General features: G+C 39.5%; 19 protein-coding genes. 15 read left to right on the top strand and 4 right to left on the bottom strand.

Translation table 11 applies throughout. The features are described 5' to 3' along the window. Window positions 1-147 precede the first annotated feature (147 nt). The 9 genes from GKC25_RS14250 to GKC25_RS14210 all read left to right on the top strand — a co-directional run bounded on the left by GKC25_RS14250 (window position 148) and on the right by GKC25_RS14210 (window position 6,524). Window positions 148-384 carry a YuzF family protein gene (locus tag GKC25_RS14250; protein WP_003213721.1) on the top strand — a complete coding sequence of 79 codons (237 nt, stop codon included), beginning with the start codon at window positions 148-150 and terminating at the stop codon, window positions 382-384. Between the two features lie 184 nt (window positions 385-568). Then, the gene (locus GKC25_RS14245; protein ID WP_034659839.1) at window positions 569-1,672 is read left to right on the top strand and encodes an AI-2E family transporter; all 1,104 of its coding nucleotides are present in this window, start codon (window positions 569-571) and stop codon (window positions 1,670-1,672) included. Between the two features lie 66 nt (window positions 1,673-1,738). After that, entirely contained in the window at window positions 1,739-1,960 is a 222-nt protein-coding gene (locus GKC25_RS14240; RefSeq protein WP_034659837.1) for a spore germination protein, read from the top strand. 98 nt (window positions 1,961-2,058) lie between these two features. Next, the gene (locus tag GKC25_RS14235; RefSeq protein WP_095285833.1) at window positions 2,059-2,280 is read left to right on the top strand and encodes a spore germination protein; all 222 of its coding nucleotides are present in this window, start codon (window positions 2,059-2,061) and stop codon (window positions 2,278-2,280) included. A 96-nt stretch (window positions 2,281-2,376) separates the two neighbouring features. Beyond that, window positions 2,377-2,625: a YueH family protein gene (locus GKC25_RS14230; RefSeq protein WP_034660684.1), complete on the top strand. Its 249-nt coding sequence runs from the start codon at window positions 2,377-2,379 to the stop codon at window positions 2,623-2,625. A gap of 27 nt (window positions 2,626-2,652) precedes the next feature. Continuing rightward, a complete protein-coding gene (locus GKC25_RS14225) occupies window positions 2,653-3,060 on the top strand; it encodes a YueI family protein (protein WP_034659833.1) in 408 nt (135 codons plus the stop codon). Window positions 3,061-3,120: 60 nt separating this feature from the next. After that, entirely contained in the window at window positions 3,121-3,672 is a 552-nt protein-coding gene (locus GKC25_RS14220; protein WP_095285834.1) for a cysteine hydrolase family protein, read from the top strand. 17 nt (window positions 3,673-3,689) lie between these two features. Continuing rightward, window positions 3,690-5,159 (top strand): nicotinate phosphoribosyltransferase, encoded by a 1,470-nt coding sequence (locus GKC25_RS14215; protein WP_034659831.1) that lies wholly within the window; start codon window positions 3,690-3,692, stop codon window positions 5,157-5,159. A 138-nt stretch (window positions 5,160-5,297) separates the two neighbouring features. Further along, complete coding sequence (locus GKC25_RS14210) at window positions 5,298-6,524, top strand: EAL and HDOD domain-containing protein (RefSeq protein ID WP_034659830.1); 1,227 nt, start codon at window positions 5,298-5,300, stop codon at window positions 6,522-6,524. A 33-nt stretch (window positions 6,525-6,557) separates the two neighbouring features. Here GKC25_RS14210 and GKC25_RS14205 read toward each other — a convergent pair whose 3' ends face one another. Further along, a complete protein-coding gene (locus GKC25_RS14205; RefSeq protein ID WP_095285836.1) occupies window positions 6,558-6,911 on the bottom strand; it encodes an inner spore coat protein in 354 nt (117 codons plus the stop codon). 505 nt (window positions 6,912-7,416) lie between these two features. On the opposite strand from GKC25_RS14205, the gene degQ reads away from it, so the two are divergent. The 6 genes from degQ (at window position 7,417) to GKC25_RS14175 (ending at window position 12,291) form a co-directional block, all read left to right on the top strand. Next, complete coding sequence (degQ, locus tag GKC25_RS14200; RefSeq protein ID WP_003213123.1) at window positions 7,417-7,557, top strand: degradation enzyme regulation protein DegQ; 141 nt, start codon at window positions 7,417-7,419, stop codon at window positions 7,555-7,557. A 151-nt stretch (window positions 7,558-7,708) separates the two neighbouring features. After that, window positions 7,709-8,623 (top strand): polyprenyl synthetase family protein, encoded by a 915-nt coding sequence (locus GKC25_RS14195; protein WP_034659828.1) that lies wholly within the window; start codon window positions 7,709-7,711, stop codon window positions 8,621-8,623. Continuing rightward, window positions 8,620-8,787 (top strand): competence pheromone ComX, encoded by a 168-nt coding sequence (comX, locus tag GKC25_RS14190; RefSeq protein WP_081311380.1) that lies wholly within the window; start codon window positions 8,620-8,622, stop codon window positions 8,785-8,787. Before GKC25_RS14195 ends, comX begins: the two co-directional genes overlap by 4 nt. Before the next feature lie 56 nt (window positions 8,788-8,843). Then, complete coding sequence (locus tag GKC25_RS14185; RefSeq protein WP_095285837.1) at window positions 8,844-11,156, top strand: ATP-binding protein; 2,313 nt, start codon at window positions 8,844-8,846, stop codon at window positions 11,154-11,156. Between the two features lie 80 nt (window positions 11,157-11,236). Beyond that, window positions 11,237-11,878 (top strand): response regulator transcription factor, encoded by a 642-nt coding sequence (locus tag GKC25_RS14180; protein WP_058013793.1) that lies wholly within the window; start codon window positions 11,237-11,239, stop codon window positions 11,876-11,878. Between the two features lie 23 nt (window positions 11,879-11,901). Next, window positions 11,902-12,291 carry a hotdog fold thioesterase gene (locus tag GKC25_RS14175; RefSeq protein ID WP_034659822.1) on the top strand — a complete coding sequence of 130 codons (390 nt, stop codon included), beginning with the start codon at window positions 11,902-11,904 and terminating at the stop codon, window positions 12,289-12,291. Window positions 12,292-12,397: 106 nt separating this feature from the next. Here GKC25_RS14175 and mnhG read toward each other — a convergent pair whose 3' ends face one another. Genes mnhG through GKC25_RS14160 form a run of 3 tightly spaced genes read right to left on the bottom strand, consistent with a single transcriptional unit; the run spans window position 12,398 to window position 13,516 of the window. After that, window positions 12,398-12,772: a monovalent cation/H(+) antiporter subunit G gene (mnhG, locus tag GKC25_RS14170; RefSeq protein ID WP_003213369.1), complete on the bottom strand. Its 375-nt coding sequence runs from the start codon at window positions 12,770-12,772 to the stop codon at window positions 12,398-12,400. After that, on the bottom strand, window positions 12,756-13,037 hold the full coding sequence (locus tag GKC25_RS14165; RefSeq protein ID WP_008345849.1) for a Na(+)/H(+) antiporter subunit F1: 282 nt from the start codon (window positions 13,035-13,037) through the stop codon (window positions 12,756-12,758). The genes mnhG and GKC25_RS14165 overlap by 17 nt, the downstream gene beginning before the upstream one ends. Beyond that, window positions 13,037-13,516: a Na+/H+ antiporter subunit E gene (locus tag GKC25_RS14160; protein ID WP_034659819.1), complete on the bottom strand. Its 480-nt coding sequence runs from the start codon at window positions 13,514-13,516 to the stop codon at window positions 13,037-13,039. The genes GKC25_RS14165 and GKC25_RS14160 overlap by 1 nt, the downstream gene beginning before the upstream one ends. Window positions 13,517-13,518 lie beyond the last annotated feature (2 nt).

The following is a 13,518-nucleotide window of genomic DNA, read 5'->3' as shown; positions in this document are numbered from 1 at the left end:
CAGCACCAATCTATTATACTTCTAAAAAATGTAAAAACGCACTATTTGTAAAAATATGGTATTAATGTTGTGGGTTTGCCCTGAGTGACATTCACATGGGTTCATGCATACGCTGTGGGTAAATACACAAGTAAAGGGGCAGGTAGGATGGCACAACAAGGAAGTCCACAGCTTGTTTCATTAGTTGATCCATATGTTTATCAAACATTGCAGAAAGTGGTCGGTATGAGATTAATTGTGCAAACAGTGAAAGATACGGTGCGTGGGAAATTGAAGGAAGTTATGCCGGATCATATTGTGATTGAAGCGGGGGCGAAATCAGTTTTTTATGTGCGGATCCAGCAAATCGTGTCGGTGATGCCTGATCACAGTGAAAGAGTGTAACAAGCAGACGCATAGATGTCTGCTTTTTTTCATGCTTATAGAATGTATATCTGGAAAAAGTGCATGATATACCAATTGTTCTTTTTTTTTCAAAAAATGAGGTTCTAAAACAAGAAGCAGTTGACAGAAGGTGGGTTGAATAGTAGTTTTTTAATAAGATCAATACGTAACAGGAGGAGCATCTTTGTTAAAATCTAAAGTTCATTTTTGGACATTCCAAATATTACTTGTTTTACTCATTGTCTATGTATCAACTAAGGTTTCGTTTTTATTTCAGCCGATTATTTTATTTGCATCAACACTGTTTGTCCCCATCTTACTGGCGGGTATTCTCTTTTTCATCTTTAATCCAATTGTTCGATTTTTGTCCAAGAAAATTCCTAGGACACTCGCTATCCTGATCATTTATCTCTTGTTCATTGGACTCATCACGTTCATCGTCAATGCTGCTGGACCGGTGATTGTCTCGCAGGTCGGTGGACTTGTCAAAAGCTTCCCTGGTTATGTGACGGACATGCAGAAGTTTATCAATGACTTTTCGCATTCTAAAACATTTACTTGGATGATGAACCAAGATTATGTGTCTGTCTCAAAATTTGAACAGACGATCGTTTCGACATTAAAAGATTTGCCGGAAAATATCGCTTCAAGTATGTCTGCTGTGTTTGGCGTGATTGCCAATATCGCTTTAGCCGTCATCACAGTTCCGTTCATTTTGTTTTATATGCTGAAAGACGGGCATAAGTTTCCGGACAAGCTCGTTCAATTTTTGCCAATGCCTTACCGTAAGGAAGGGTTGAAAATTTTTAAAGAATTAAACGACACACTTGCGGCTTACATACAGGGGCAGATTGTTGTCTGTTTATTTGTTGGAGTGGCTTGTTTTATCGGATACTTATTAATTGGTGTGAAATATGCGCTTATTCTTGGCATTATCATTGCGGTCACAAATGTGATTCCGTACCTTGGACCATATCTTGGCGCGGCACCAGCTGTGCTGATTGCCTTTCTTGATTCGCCTGGAAAAGCAGTGGTGACAGTGATTGTGATTCTTGTCGTTCAGCAAATTGACGGAAATGTCATTTCTCCATTGATCATTGGGAAACGCCTTAACACACACCCTTTGACCATTATCCTGCTGTTAATTGGTGCAGGAAGCTTTGGGGGAATCCTTGGCATGATCTTTGCAGTCCCTGTCTATGCACTGCTCAAAGCGATCACCCTAAATATTGTCAGATTGGTTCAGCTGCGTCAGCGGTCTCGTAAAGAACAGCATTTAAACGTATAGGGCAGATGCACAACTTTTCCCTTTTTGCATAAGATGGTTGACATAAGCAGATAGGGGGAGATTCTGATGCCTGCAATCGTTGGACCTATTCATATCGAGTCATTAGGAGGAAACGGTGCAGCTACTTTCGGTGATGTACTGGCCATTGCCCCTTTGGCTGTAAACCACTCCACTGGCGGGGCGGGAGCCTTTAATTCAGGTGATTATATGTCTCTTACAAGTGATCCTAATGCGACGATGCTTTGGGACTTCACATTGTTTGACCAGCCTCAATCATTTAATGCATAGAAAGACAGCTGGTGATCAAATATCAGCTGTCTTTTTTTATTTGTGATACACGTATTGTTGAGCTGGGCAAATGATGTGGATAGAAAAGGTGGTGGACAATGCCAGCGATTGTTGGACCTATTCATATAGATCGTGTGTACGGAAATGGGGCGGCACATTTCGGCGGTGTTTTTCCCATTTCGCCAAAAAGTGTTGATTACTCCGCCGGTGGTTCAGGTACCTATCATGCAGGGGACCTCGTCCAATTTTTTAACAGTCCAAACGTCACATTTGTTTGGGATTTAAATCTTATTAGTCAGCAAAAGAGCTTCAATGCGTAGCCAGCTTTGAAAGGGATTTCCTTTTCAGAAGCTGTCTTTTTTTATGGTACAATGGATATGGATGTAAGAAGAAAAAAGAGGTGTGAACAGAGTCAAATGAAAATTAGAAAAGCACACATCACAAGCCGGCAACCAAAGACCTACAATGTATATTTACATGAAAATAAAAAAGAATATAAAACGCTTGTTGCCGTACCTGACATTGAATGGAGTATATCCATTGCGTACGAGGACGAAAAAGAGCAGCTGATCCATACGCTCGAGCAATCCTTAATGGAAAGAGCAGAAACAGACGAAGCCCGTGAGCTTGCACTAAAGATTGTGCACTGGGTCACAGAAATGTAAATTTTAAAACCAGGAGTGAAAACAGCGATGAAAGAAGAATCCGTAGACTTTTATTTGCAGCAAGGAATATTTGGACATGCTGAAACAAAACCCGATGAACGAAGAATGTTTCTCGGTTCATTAAGGGAACGAGCGCTTCTCGCCCTGACAAAGGGACAGGTATTACGAAATAAACCGTATCAAGAGGTCGAACAAGTATTAAAGTCCAACCGTCAGGCCACTGTTCTTTTAAATGGTGAGTTGTCCTATGCATCTTATTCTCAATATGTGAAAATGGCTAATGCCGCTGGATGTTCCTTTAAAGTGGTGAATCATTATGAGGCGCATTCTCCTTTTGGTCTTGTGATAGAGCTATCAAATGCGGTCAATCAAGAGCACATCTATATAGAAGATGAGCTGTTTCAGAAGGCTTTTTCTCACGAATCTGTTGAATAGGTTTCCCTAGTGAAATGAATAGGCTATAATGAGTCAAAAGAGCATATGGGAGAGATGCGGATGGGCAAAGCATTGGTTTGTATTGATTATACCGTTGATTTTGTTGCAGACGATGGAAAATTGACATGCGGAAAGCCTGGACAGGCGATTGAGCCTAAGATCACAGAGATCACTTCTTCGTTTATTGATGAAGGACACTTTGTCGTCTTTGCAGTCGATCATCATGAAGAGCAAGACCCTTATCATCCAGAGACAAAGTTATTTCCGCCCCATAATATTCGCGGGACAAAGGGAATTGAACTTTATGGCAAACTAAGTTCACTATTTCACACGTCAAAACATTTAAAACATGTCTACTATATGGAAAAAACAAGATACTCTGCTTTTGCAGGCACTCAATTAGAAATGAAACTGCGCGAACGCGGCATCACTGAACTTCATTTAGCCGGCGTATGTACCGATATTTGTGTACTTCATACAGCTGTTGATGCGTACAATAAAGGCTTCGAACTTGTGATTCACCAGAATGCTGTAGCGAGTTTTAATGAAGCGGGGCACGAGTGGGCACTTTCTCACTTTGAGCAGTCGCTTGGTGCGAAAGTGGTTAAGTAAGGGAAGGAGAATGGAAGTTGGAGCATCGGTTTATTGACGACAGTTTATCACTACATACAGATCTTTATCAAATTAACATGGCAGAAACGTATTGGAGAGACGGCATTCATGAGAAGAAGGCAGTTTTTGAACTCTTCTTCAGAAAGCTTCCATTTGACAATGGCTTCGCTGTATTTGCTGGTTTAGAGAAAGCGATTGAATATTTATCGGACTTCTCCTTCACCGAAAGTGATCTAGCGTATTTAAAAGATGAACTCGGTTATAAAAGCGATTTCATTGATTATTTAAGCGGGTTGTCCTTTACAGGAACACTTCATTCAATGCGTGAAGGCGAAATTGTCTTTGCAAATGAACCGATTATGCGCATCGAGGCAACGCTTGTAGAAGCGCAGCTAATCGAAACAGCCTTGCTGAATATCGTGAATTTCCAAACACTGATCGCAACAAAGGCGGCTCGGATTAAAGGAATCATTGAAGATGAGACAGCACTAGAATTCGGAACAAGACGTGCGCATGAAATGGATGCAGCGATGTGGGGAGCAAGAGCGGCACTCATCGGCGGCTTCCAGGCGACAAGTAATGTTCGTGCTGGGAAGCGCTTCAACATTCCAGTGTCAGGAACTCATGCCCATGCGCTTGTACAAGCATACCGCGATGAATATACGGCATTTAAAAAATATGCTGAAACCCATACAGACTGTGTCTTTTTAGTCGATACGTATGATACCGTGAGATCCGGTATTCCGAATGCCATTAAGGTAGCGAAAGAATTCGGAGACAAAATCAACTTTATTGGTGTCAGACTTGATAGCGGTGACCTTGCATACTTGTCTAAAAAAGCTAGAACGATGCTGGATGATGCAGGATTCCATGATGCAAAAGTCATTGCATCGAGCGATCTTGATGAACATACCATCATGAATTTAAAAGCACAGGGTGCCAAAATTGATGTGTGGGGTGTTGGGACAAAGCTGATCACAGCATTTGATCAGCCAGCTCTTGGTGCAGTGTATAAACTCGTATCTATTGAAGAAAATGGAAAAATGAACGATACCATTAAAATTTCGTCTAACCCAGAGAAAGTGACAACACCAGGACGTAAACGTGTGTACCGCATCATCAATCAATTGAATCATCATTCTGAGGGTGACTACATTGCGCTCGAAGAGGAAGATGTTCATAGTGAGGATAAACTGAAAATGTTCCACCCTGTGCATACATTTATCAGCAAATTTGTTACAAACTTTGTGGCTAAGGATCTTCATGTCCCTATTTTCGAACAAGGAAAACTTGTATATGACAATCCGGATATTCAAACGATTCAAGCCTATGTGCAGGATAGCCTCGGACTTTTCTGGGAGGAATATAAACGAATCAGCAAACCAGAAGAATATCCAGTCGATTTGAGTCAAAAATGCTGGGATAACAAGATGCAGTTTATCCATGACGTGAAAAATAAAATTAAAAAAGAGCTTTATGAAAGCTAATTGGAAGAAAAGGAGATCATCAAGCCGGGTGATCTCTTTTTTTATTTTTTGACCGATTCAAAGTGAACCATAAGCACAATCATTTGGTATACTGAAAGCACATCTTGTTTGTCATTGCATAAAGGAGGATTGGAGCAGTTGAGGGTGTTTGTTGCGAGACAGCCTATTTTTAACAGAAAAGAACAAGTCGTATCATATGAGCTGCTTTATAGAGATAGTGAAACCAATACATATAGCGCTGAAGACGGTGACCAAGCGACAACGGACCTCATTATAAATAGCTTTTTAAATATCGGTATCGAAACATTGACAGAGGGCAAACGATGCTACATTAATTTCACCGAAAGCTTACTTTCGTCTGATCTGCTCACCTATTTTGATCCACATCAGCTTGTAATCGAGATATTAGAAAATGTACCGATTACCCCGGCACTTATTATGAGATGTAAGCAGTTAAAAAAATGGGGATATACGATTGCACTTGATGATTTTTTTCTAAGCGGAACACATTTTAGTGACAAGTTGCTTGACGAACTCCTCTATTGCATTGATATTTTAAAAATTGACTTTCTGAAGACCACATCGGAAGAACGAAGAAATATTCTACATACGTATAAAAAATATCGACTTCGCTTCCTTGCAGAAAAGGTGGAAACGCGAAGAGAGTATGAAGAAGCGCTAGAAGCCGGCTTCCATTTGTTTCAAGGGTATTTCTTTAGCGAGCCTCGTGTCATATCAGGACGAGCATTATCGACCAGCTTCCATGCGTACCACCAGCTCTTAAATGAGCTGAGCAAGGAACAGCCGAATATCCAGGTCGTGACCCATTTTATTGAAAGTGACCTTTCGCTGTCATATCAATTATTAAAAATGCTGAATTCAGGCGGCATGAGACGTCTTTATCAAATCAAAAGTATCCGGCAGGCGATTATCCTGCTTGGGTTTAATGAAATTCGGCGCTGGATCTTTATTCTTTCATTTAAAGAACTGAATGTCCAAGCCAACTCAAGCCAAAAAGAAATTATCAAAATGTCATTCATTCGGGCGAAAACGTGTGAACTGATTGCGAGTCGTACTGAACGAGAGCACCCAGCCTCTTATATGCTGACAGGTATGTTTTCTCTCATTGATACGCTTGTCAGGGCAGATATTACAGAACTTGTGAAAGAGCTGCCGCTTTCTGATGAAGTTGGTGAGGCACTGCTTGGCTATGAAAATGATTATTCATTTGTGCTAGGTGTAGCCAAACGGATTGAACGAAATGAATGGGATGATGAGATGTTAAATGGGGAACTCCCGAAGCAAGAAGCCTACGGCTGTTATATAGAAGCCATTGAATGGTGTCATAAAATGTTTGAATCTTAAGAAAAGCCGCTCACGTCAGAGCGGCTTTTTTTGTTATGCCCACTGTAAAAGAAGAAAAAGTCTGCTAGAGGCGAGAGACAAGTAGATACGAATGCCTTCTGGACTAAAGCGGATGTCAATGCCACTTTTCACACCGATTTGCTTCAGCATTCGGATGACACTTGTCGAATCAGAGCGCTCAGCAGCCTCCATGATGCGCTGTGCAAATGAAAGCGAGCTGGAAATCTGCTGTGTAATGAGTGAAGCATCAGCAACAAGTCGGGCTGATTCTTTTGCGGCTCGTTGAAACGAGTGGGCATCTACTGGAGGAAAAGTCATAGGTGTGCGCGGGGATGCATGGCTCATTGCGGGGACCTGCAAAGCAGGATAAGGAACATAGTAAAACATATGGTCACCTCTTCTCTCATTGACGTGAAATTGGACGGATATCTGTTTTAAATGTATGTAGAAAATCAGAATAAAGAATCAAAATGATCTTTCTATCTTTATAAATCCAACATAAAAATAGGTACTTTTGCGGTCAATTTCGGTGAATGTCGCCAAAAAATTGCGGTGTCCACAATAGGGTCTGTCGTCTGACCTATAACACGCAAAACCGAGGATATGGATGGGATCATACGTTCTGATGTGAGAAAAGTGTGACGAATGATGCCTATTCTTGTCGCAAAAATGACGCAGTTCCTTTGAAATTGAGATAAAAGTATGATTTGAAAAGTCAGAAAATGATGAAAAAAGACCTATTGAATTTTGCGGTATCACGCACACATTTTGTGCATACTTTTCGGTGAAAAAATACTCAATTACATTTACACTGTTAGTAGCAGATCAAATACTTATGACCCAATCACCATACACAAATACATTGATCTTCCAAAAAAGGAGAGTGGAATCGATGGAAAAGTATGAAATCGAAGAACTTAAACAATTATTATGGAAACTTGAAAACGAAATTAGAGAAACAACGGCTTCTCTTCATAACATTAACAAAAGCATTGATCAATACGACAAATATGAATATGTGAAAATTTCTTAAAGACTTGATAATCATCAAGTCTTTTTTTTATCCAAATACATACAAAAAAAGGATATATTATTATATAATTGTTAAATAGTGATGTCAGTGGACATTTGCTCATGTCTTTTTAGTAAAATAAAAGGCGGAAGGGTGAGGTACAAGAGCGAGTATGCTAAACTATCTAGAGAATACAAAAATCAAGCAGAATATGTCTGATTTTATTCAACATGCAGTCAGGCAGAAGGATTTACAACAACTGCTTCTAGAATTTACAGATAGAAAGAATGAATTTCCCTTTGGGCAATTGGCTTACAAGCATTATGAGGCATTTGGCGGACAAGACAAGCAAGCGATTACACAATTGTCAGCAGGGATTGAACTTCTCATCTTATCAGCCGATATATTAGATGATATTGAAGATCAGGACAATGATTCGTATCCTTGGATGAACGTCGACCAAGGAGTGGCCATCAATGCTTCTACGTATTTGTATACGCTGAGTACCCAATTCATCATATCAATAGGTGAAAATGATTCTCAACTAATTGAGAAACTGTTCCAACTCATCAAATGGTCAATGGAAGGACAACATGAGGATTTGCGTCATATGCATGAAACAGAAGAAGAGTGTGTAGAGGTGTTAAGGAAAAAATCAGGATCATTAACAGCTCTTTCTAGTGTACTGGGTGTTTATTTAGCGACGAGAAAAATCAACTCAACTGTGGAATCATATTCAATATGTTATGGTGTTGCTGAACAGATCAGTAACGATTTTTTTGCGTTATTTTCGAAAACAAACGGAGATTTTCTAAAAAAACAAACGCTGGCATTTAGCTATTTACAAAGAGGTTTTAACGATGCCAGTCAAGAGCTTCTTACGTTCTTTTCCGGTCGTTTAGATGAGTCAGAACAAAAGTCATTTCAGCTGAAGCAGAAATTACTTGAAGCTGGTTTGACTCAGTACATGGTATCAATGAGAGAGATTATGCTGTTAAAAATGAGGCAAGGGATTGAACAACTTGATTTACCTAAAACAAATAAGGAACAATTGTATGCATTTATGACAAAGGAGGGCAATGATTGAACATTCAAAATATCATTGCATATCTAATAAAAAACCCAGGTGTGGTCGATGAATTGATATCTGGAAATGCAAGCTTAATTCATGCTGATGCACAAACAACTGCAGCCATTATACAGGGGGTAAAAAAAGAATACATGAATGCAAAATACATCTGGGAGTATTAATTTAAAGTTCAAACCTGTATGATGATTTAATGATCTTTCTTAAGGATGTTTTAAAAATGAAGCTTACCTATACAAAATTGTCCACGTTTCTTGTATTTTTATCTTTTTTATTTGTGATCTATATTTCATATATCTATGTATTTGATATTTTTAATGGTGCACGTGTAGAAAAGAATGAAAACGGTCAAACGGAAGTTGTTGACGTTGAATATCTTTCTTTAGCTTATTCGTCGGGGTTAAAAGAAGGAGATATTATACTAAAGATAAACGGACAATCTAATTTAATTCAAGACCACATGATCAATGGTAAGCTTAGAAATGTACAAAGAATTGATATACAAAGAGGCAACCAAATCATATCACTTAAAAATAAGACGTTGATTGGTCGCGAAAGCTTATTTGTCTATTTAATCCCTCTTCTTCTATATTCAATATGCTTATTCTGTATCTTTTTTATTATTAAAATTAACAAAGAACCGCAACGAAAATCTGCATTTTTATTAATTTTATTCTTATTGTCAATTTGTATTGGGTATCTGAGTGCAGGTACGTCAGGAATTGGTGATAGATTTAGCCATTATGTTCTCTTATTGTGTTTATCAAGTGTGTCTATCTTATATATTCATTTTATCTATCAATATTTCAAGGAATTTGATGTGCATTTAACGAATCCAAAGCTCATCAGGTACTTATATTTGATCCCTATTTTTAACCTTGCCGTACATAGCGGGGTTTCGGTGTCATCTGAATTGAGAAAATATGTTCCTAGTATCAGTTTGCTGTTTTTTTTCGGAACAGTTTTAGTAGCTCTTTATTTAATAGTCAGAGGAATGAAGAAATATAAAAAAACAGCACATGGTTCAGTTTTAAAGTTTTTTGCCATTATGAATGTTTTGTCGTTCAGTCCATTCATTCTCTTTTTTGTTATTCCCTATGTGTTTTTTGATAAGTATTTGATTGATCCTTTTATTCTGACATCAATCGTTTTGTTAATTCCTTTTTCTCTCGTCTACCAATTCATGACGAACAAACTTTACAATATGGATTTTTTGATTAGCAGACTGAGGTACTATGGCTTTCTAGCCATCACACCGACCATTTTTGTTGTTGTCACGTTTTATATTCTGCAAAAACCAGAAGATTTGAAGTACACACTGAAGCTCGCATTAATCACCTACGCGCTCATGCTGGCTGTTTTCTATTTCAAAGAAATTCTAGATTTCCGTTTTCGTCTGAAGCGTTTTTCAGAGAAGCATAATTACCAGGACAGCGTGTTTAAATTTACGCAGCTTATTCGTGAGGCGTCATCACTTCATCAAGTGCTGTATCATTTGAAATACACCATTTTAGAAGTGCTTGTTGTTAATAAAGCCTTTGTGCTTGAAGTGAAGCCAGATGGACAGATTGAAGAGATTGATGAATCTTCAGGTGATAGCAATCTATGGAAAGAGTATGTGGATCAATTTCAGGATATTTTAGGGGAAGTCGGGAAAATCATTGAGCTTGATAAAGGGTTTATGATGAAAATTGGCGAGCGGGGCGGTCACTCGTTTATGATTTGCTGTTTATCCAATTTACAGACACCGAAATTGACGCGTGATGAGATTTCTTGGCTGAAAACATTGGCTTTTTATACAAGTGTCAGTTTAGAAAATGTCGTCAAGATCGAAGAATTGATGGAGCATCTTGAAGATTTGAAGCAGCGTGAAGCGAATCCTGCTTGGCTGAAAAAAGTCATGTTTGCGATGGAAGAAAAACAGCGCTCCGATTTAGCGAGGGATCTTCATGATTCCGTGCTGCAGGATTTGATATCGCTGAAAAGACAGTCAGAGATGTTTTTAACGAATTTCCAAAACGATCAATGCCCAACGTCTATTGAACAATCGCTTATCTCATGGAATGAACAAATGTCTAAGGTGATTCAAACCACGAGAGAAACATGTCATGAACTTCGGCCGCAGCTGCTGTACGATTTAGGTTTAGTCAAGGCGATGTCGAAGCTGACTTCTCAAATTCAGGAGGAAGCACCGTTTCATATCCGGCTGAATACAACACGCTTTGATAAAGAACTGGACATTGATATTGATTCACAGCTGAATATTTACCGAATTGTTCAGGAGCTGTTATCCAATGCCCTGAAGCACTCCCAAGCCACTCAAGTGTTAGTGATGCTGATTTGTATTAAAGATCAGGTTGTTCTTCACTACGAGGATGATGGAGTCGGTTTTGATGCAAGCCATCTTGATCAGCACACCATGAGCATGGGCCTCTCGGGAATCAGAGAACGAGTCAAGGCGTTAAATGGGAAGCTTCACATTCACACAGCCCCAGAAAAAGGACTGAAGGTGAAAATTGAAATGGAATTGTAACGATTTATTAAGGAATAAGACTTGGCATCTGCCAAGTCTTTTATATAAAATGGAAGTGAGTGATTTAAAGGGAGGAAGACATGAAGAAGATATTGGTCATTGATGATCATCCGGCTGTCATGGAAGGGACAAAAAGCATATTAGAATCAGATCAGCAGCTATCAGTCGATTGTTTAAGTCCTGATGCAGAAGCCGCCTTTTTAAAGACGCATGACTTTTCCATCTATGATGTGATTTTGATGGATTTAAATCTCGGGGATATCAATGGAATGGACATTGCGAAACAAATTCTAGAAACCAACCAGCAAGTGAAAATTATCATTTATACAGGGTATGAAGTAGATGATTATTTTGAAGAGGCCATTCGGGCTGGATTGCACGGTGCAATTAGTAAAACAGAGACAAAAGACAAAATTATTGAATACATACACCGCACATTGCAAGGAGAAGTTGTCATTCAGCTATCCTATTTAAAGAAATTAATTTCACAGCAGCAAGAAAAGCCAGAACAGGCGCAGCAGACCGATCATGAGCTGTTAACAGAGCGAGAGTGTTTGATCCTCAGAGAAGTGGAAAAAGGATACACGAACCAAGAGATTGCCGATGTGCTTCATTTGAGCAAACGCTCGATTGAATACAGCTTGACGTCCATCTTTAATAAGCTGAATGTTGGCTCTCGAACCGAAGCGGTGTTAATTGCAAAATCTGAAAGTGTGCTGTAAAAGTGTGAAGGGAGAGAACCCTGATGGAAGTGAGTGGATCAAATACACTGCTTGAGGCACTTGGGATTGAGATTGTAGAGTGTAATAAGTCACGATGCGTGGCGACAATGCCAGTCGATCACAGAACAAAACAGCCATTTGGACTGCTGCACGGAGGAGCATCTGCTGCTCTAGCAGAAACAGTGGCAAGCATGGGGGCTGCGGCTCATTTAGACTTAACTCAGCAAGTTTGCTCAGGGATTGAAATCAATGCCAATCATTTAAAATCTGTACGTGATGGAGTAGTGACAGCGACGGCTGTTCCTGTACATGTAGGGCGCCGTACAATGGTATTTCAAATTGATATTAAAGATGATCGGGACCGGCACATCTGTACGTCAAGATGCACACTTGCTGTCATTGATCGCATATAAAAAAGCTCCCGGTGCAGCGGAAGCTTTTTTTAGGTTGGATTGATCCATAAAATGTTTTTTTATAGAAATAAAAGAAGGACCTCACATGTGAGGTCCTTCTTTCGGTTTATAAGTACGAGTCTTCTTTTCGTTTAATCACGAAGTTACGAAAACCACCATAATCATCTTGTACACTTCGTTTGTCCATCTTGACTCCAGTATTGTAGGCGGCTCTTCCGATCAAGTGTGCACCGACCGGAGCTGTTAAAAAGATAAAGACAATCCCAAGTAGAATCTTCGCAGAAATAATGCCTGCAAGAAACCATTCGTGAAAGAATACCCCAACTAATATGAGGACAACACCAAGTGTCGATGCTTTTGATGCAGCATGCATTCGTGTATAAACATCTGGCAGGCGAAGAACGCCAATGGCTGAAATGAGACAAAGGATGGCGCCAAGCAGGATAAAGAAAATGACAATAGCTTTAGCGATGACGATCATTTTCAATCACTTCCCCTTTCTCAAGGAATTTGGAAAAAGCGACAGTGCCGATAAAGGCAAGGATACCGAGCAGTAAAATAATTTCAAAGAACGTTGTCGTTTTCAGCAAAATGGAAACGATGGCTGTCATCCCAATTAAATTGATTCCTATCGCATCAAGTGCACTTACACGATCAGGAATAGAGGGACCTTTGATAACCCGTATAACAAAAAGAAGGGTGGACAGTGCAAGAATGCCAAGTGACATTTGTAATATGAGCTCCATTACTTACCACTCACCTCCTGAATCGCTTTTTCAAATGAAACCCGGATATCGTGAATGGCTTTTTCTGCATCTTCAATATCCATCGCATGAATGTACAAAATTGAACGATCATCAGAAATATCAATGACGAGTGTACCTGGTGTCAATGTAATCATGTTAGCCAGTATGGTGATTTCCCAATCCGTTTTCAAGTCCGTACGAAAGGCGAAAATACCGGGCTTAATTGTGAGCTTTGGAGATAATACGGTCTTTAATACACTTAAATTGGCAAGAAGCAGCTCCCGAATAAAAATCAATACGAGCTTGAAAATCGCAAAAAGGGCATAGCCGTAAAAACGCTGCGGGAAAAATCGCCGAAACATAAAAATGGCGACCATCCCTAGTACAAAGCCTGATACAAAGTCTGCGGCTCTGTAAGTATCATTCATAAACATCCATGTAAAGGCGAGGAGAGCGTTTAGTAATATTTGAAAGGCCATGT

The organism is Bacillus pumilus (assembly GCF_038738535.1).
Lineage (GTDB): Bacteria > Bacillota > Bacilli > Bacillales > Bacillaceae > Bacillus.
Note: the sequence above shows the minus strand (reverse complement) of the source record. Positions and strands in the feature narration are given on the sequence as shown.

Coding starts and splice junctions, on each gene's coding strand:
- GKC25_RS14160 (WP_034659819.1), bottom strand. CDS start 13,516: ATGGCCTTTCAAATATTACTAAACGCTCTCCTCGCCTTTACATGGATG.
- GKC25_RS14180 (WP_058013793.1), top strand. CDS start 11,237: ATGAAGAAGATATTGGTCATTGATGATCATCCGGCTGTCATGGAAGGG.
- GKC25_RS14250 (WP_003213721.1), top strand. CDS start 148: ATGGCACAACAAGGAAGTCCACAGCTTGTTTCATTAGTTGATCCATAT.
- degQ (WP_003213123.1), top strand. CDS start 7,417: ATGGAAAAGTATGAAATCGAAGAACTTAAACAATTATTATGGAAACTT.
- GKC25_RS14185 (WP_095285837.1), top strand. CDS start 8,844: ATGAAGCTTACCTATACAAAATTGTCCACGTTTCTTGTATTTTTATCT.
- GKC25_RS14225 (WP_034659833.1), top strand. CDS start 2,653: ATGAAAGAAGAATCCGTAGACTTTTATTTGCAGCAAGGAATATTTGGA.
- GKC25_RS14235 (WP_095285833.1), top strand. CDS start 2,059: ATGCCAGCGATTGTTGGACCTATTCATATAGATCGTGTGTACGGAAAT.
- mnhG (WP_003213369.1), bottom strand. CDS start 12,772: ATGATCGTCATCGCTAAAGCTATTGTCATTTTCTTTATCCTGCTTGGC.
- GKC25_RS14165 (WP_008345849.1), bottom strand. CDS start 13,037: ATGGAGCTCATATTACAAATGTCACTTGGCATTCTTGCACTGTCCACC.
- GKC25_RS14175 (WP_034659822.1), top strand. CDS start 11,902: ATGGAAGTGAGTGGATCAAATACACTGCTTGAGGCACTTGGGATTGAG.
- GKC25_RS14205 (WP_095285836.1), bottom strand. CDS start 6,911: ATGTTTTACTATGTTCCTTATCCTGCTTTGCAGGTCCCCGCAATGAGC.
- GKC25_RS14230 (WP_034660684.1), top strand. CDS start 2,377: ATGAAAATTAGAAAAGCACACATCACAAGCCGGCAACCAAAGACCTAC.
- GKC25_RS14240 (WP_034659837.1), top strand. CDS start 1,739: ATGCCTGCAATCGTTGGACCTATTCATATCGAGTCATTAGGAGGAAAC.
- GKC25_RS14220 (WP_095285834.1), top strand. CDS start 3,121: ATGGGCAAAGCATTGGTTTGTATTGATTATACCGTTGATTTTGTTGCA.
- GKC25_RS14195 (WP_034659828.1), top strand. CDS start 7,709: ATGCTAAACTATCTAGAGAATACAAAAATCAAGCAGAATATGTCTGAT.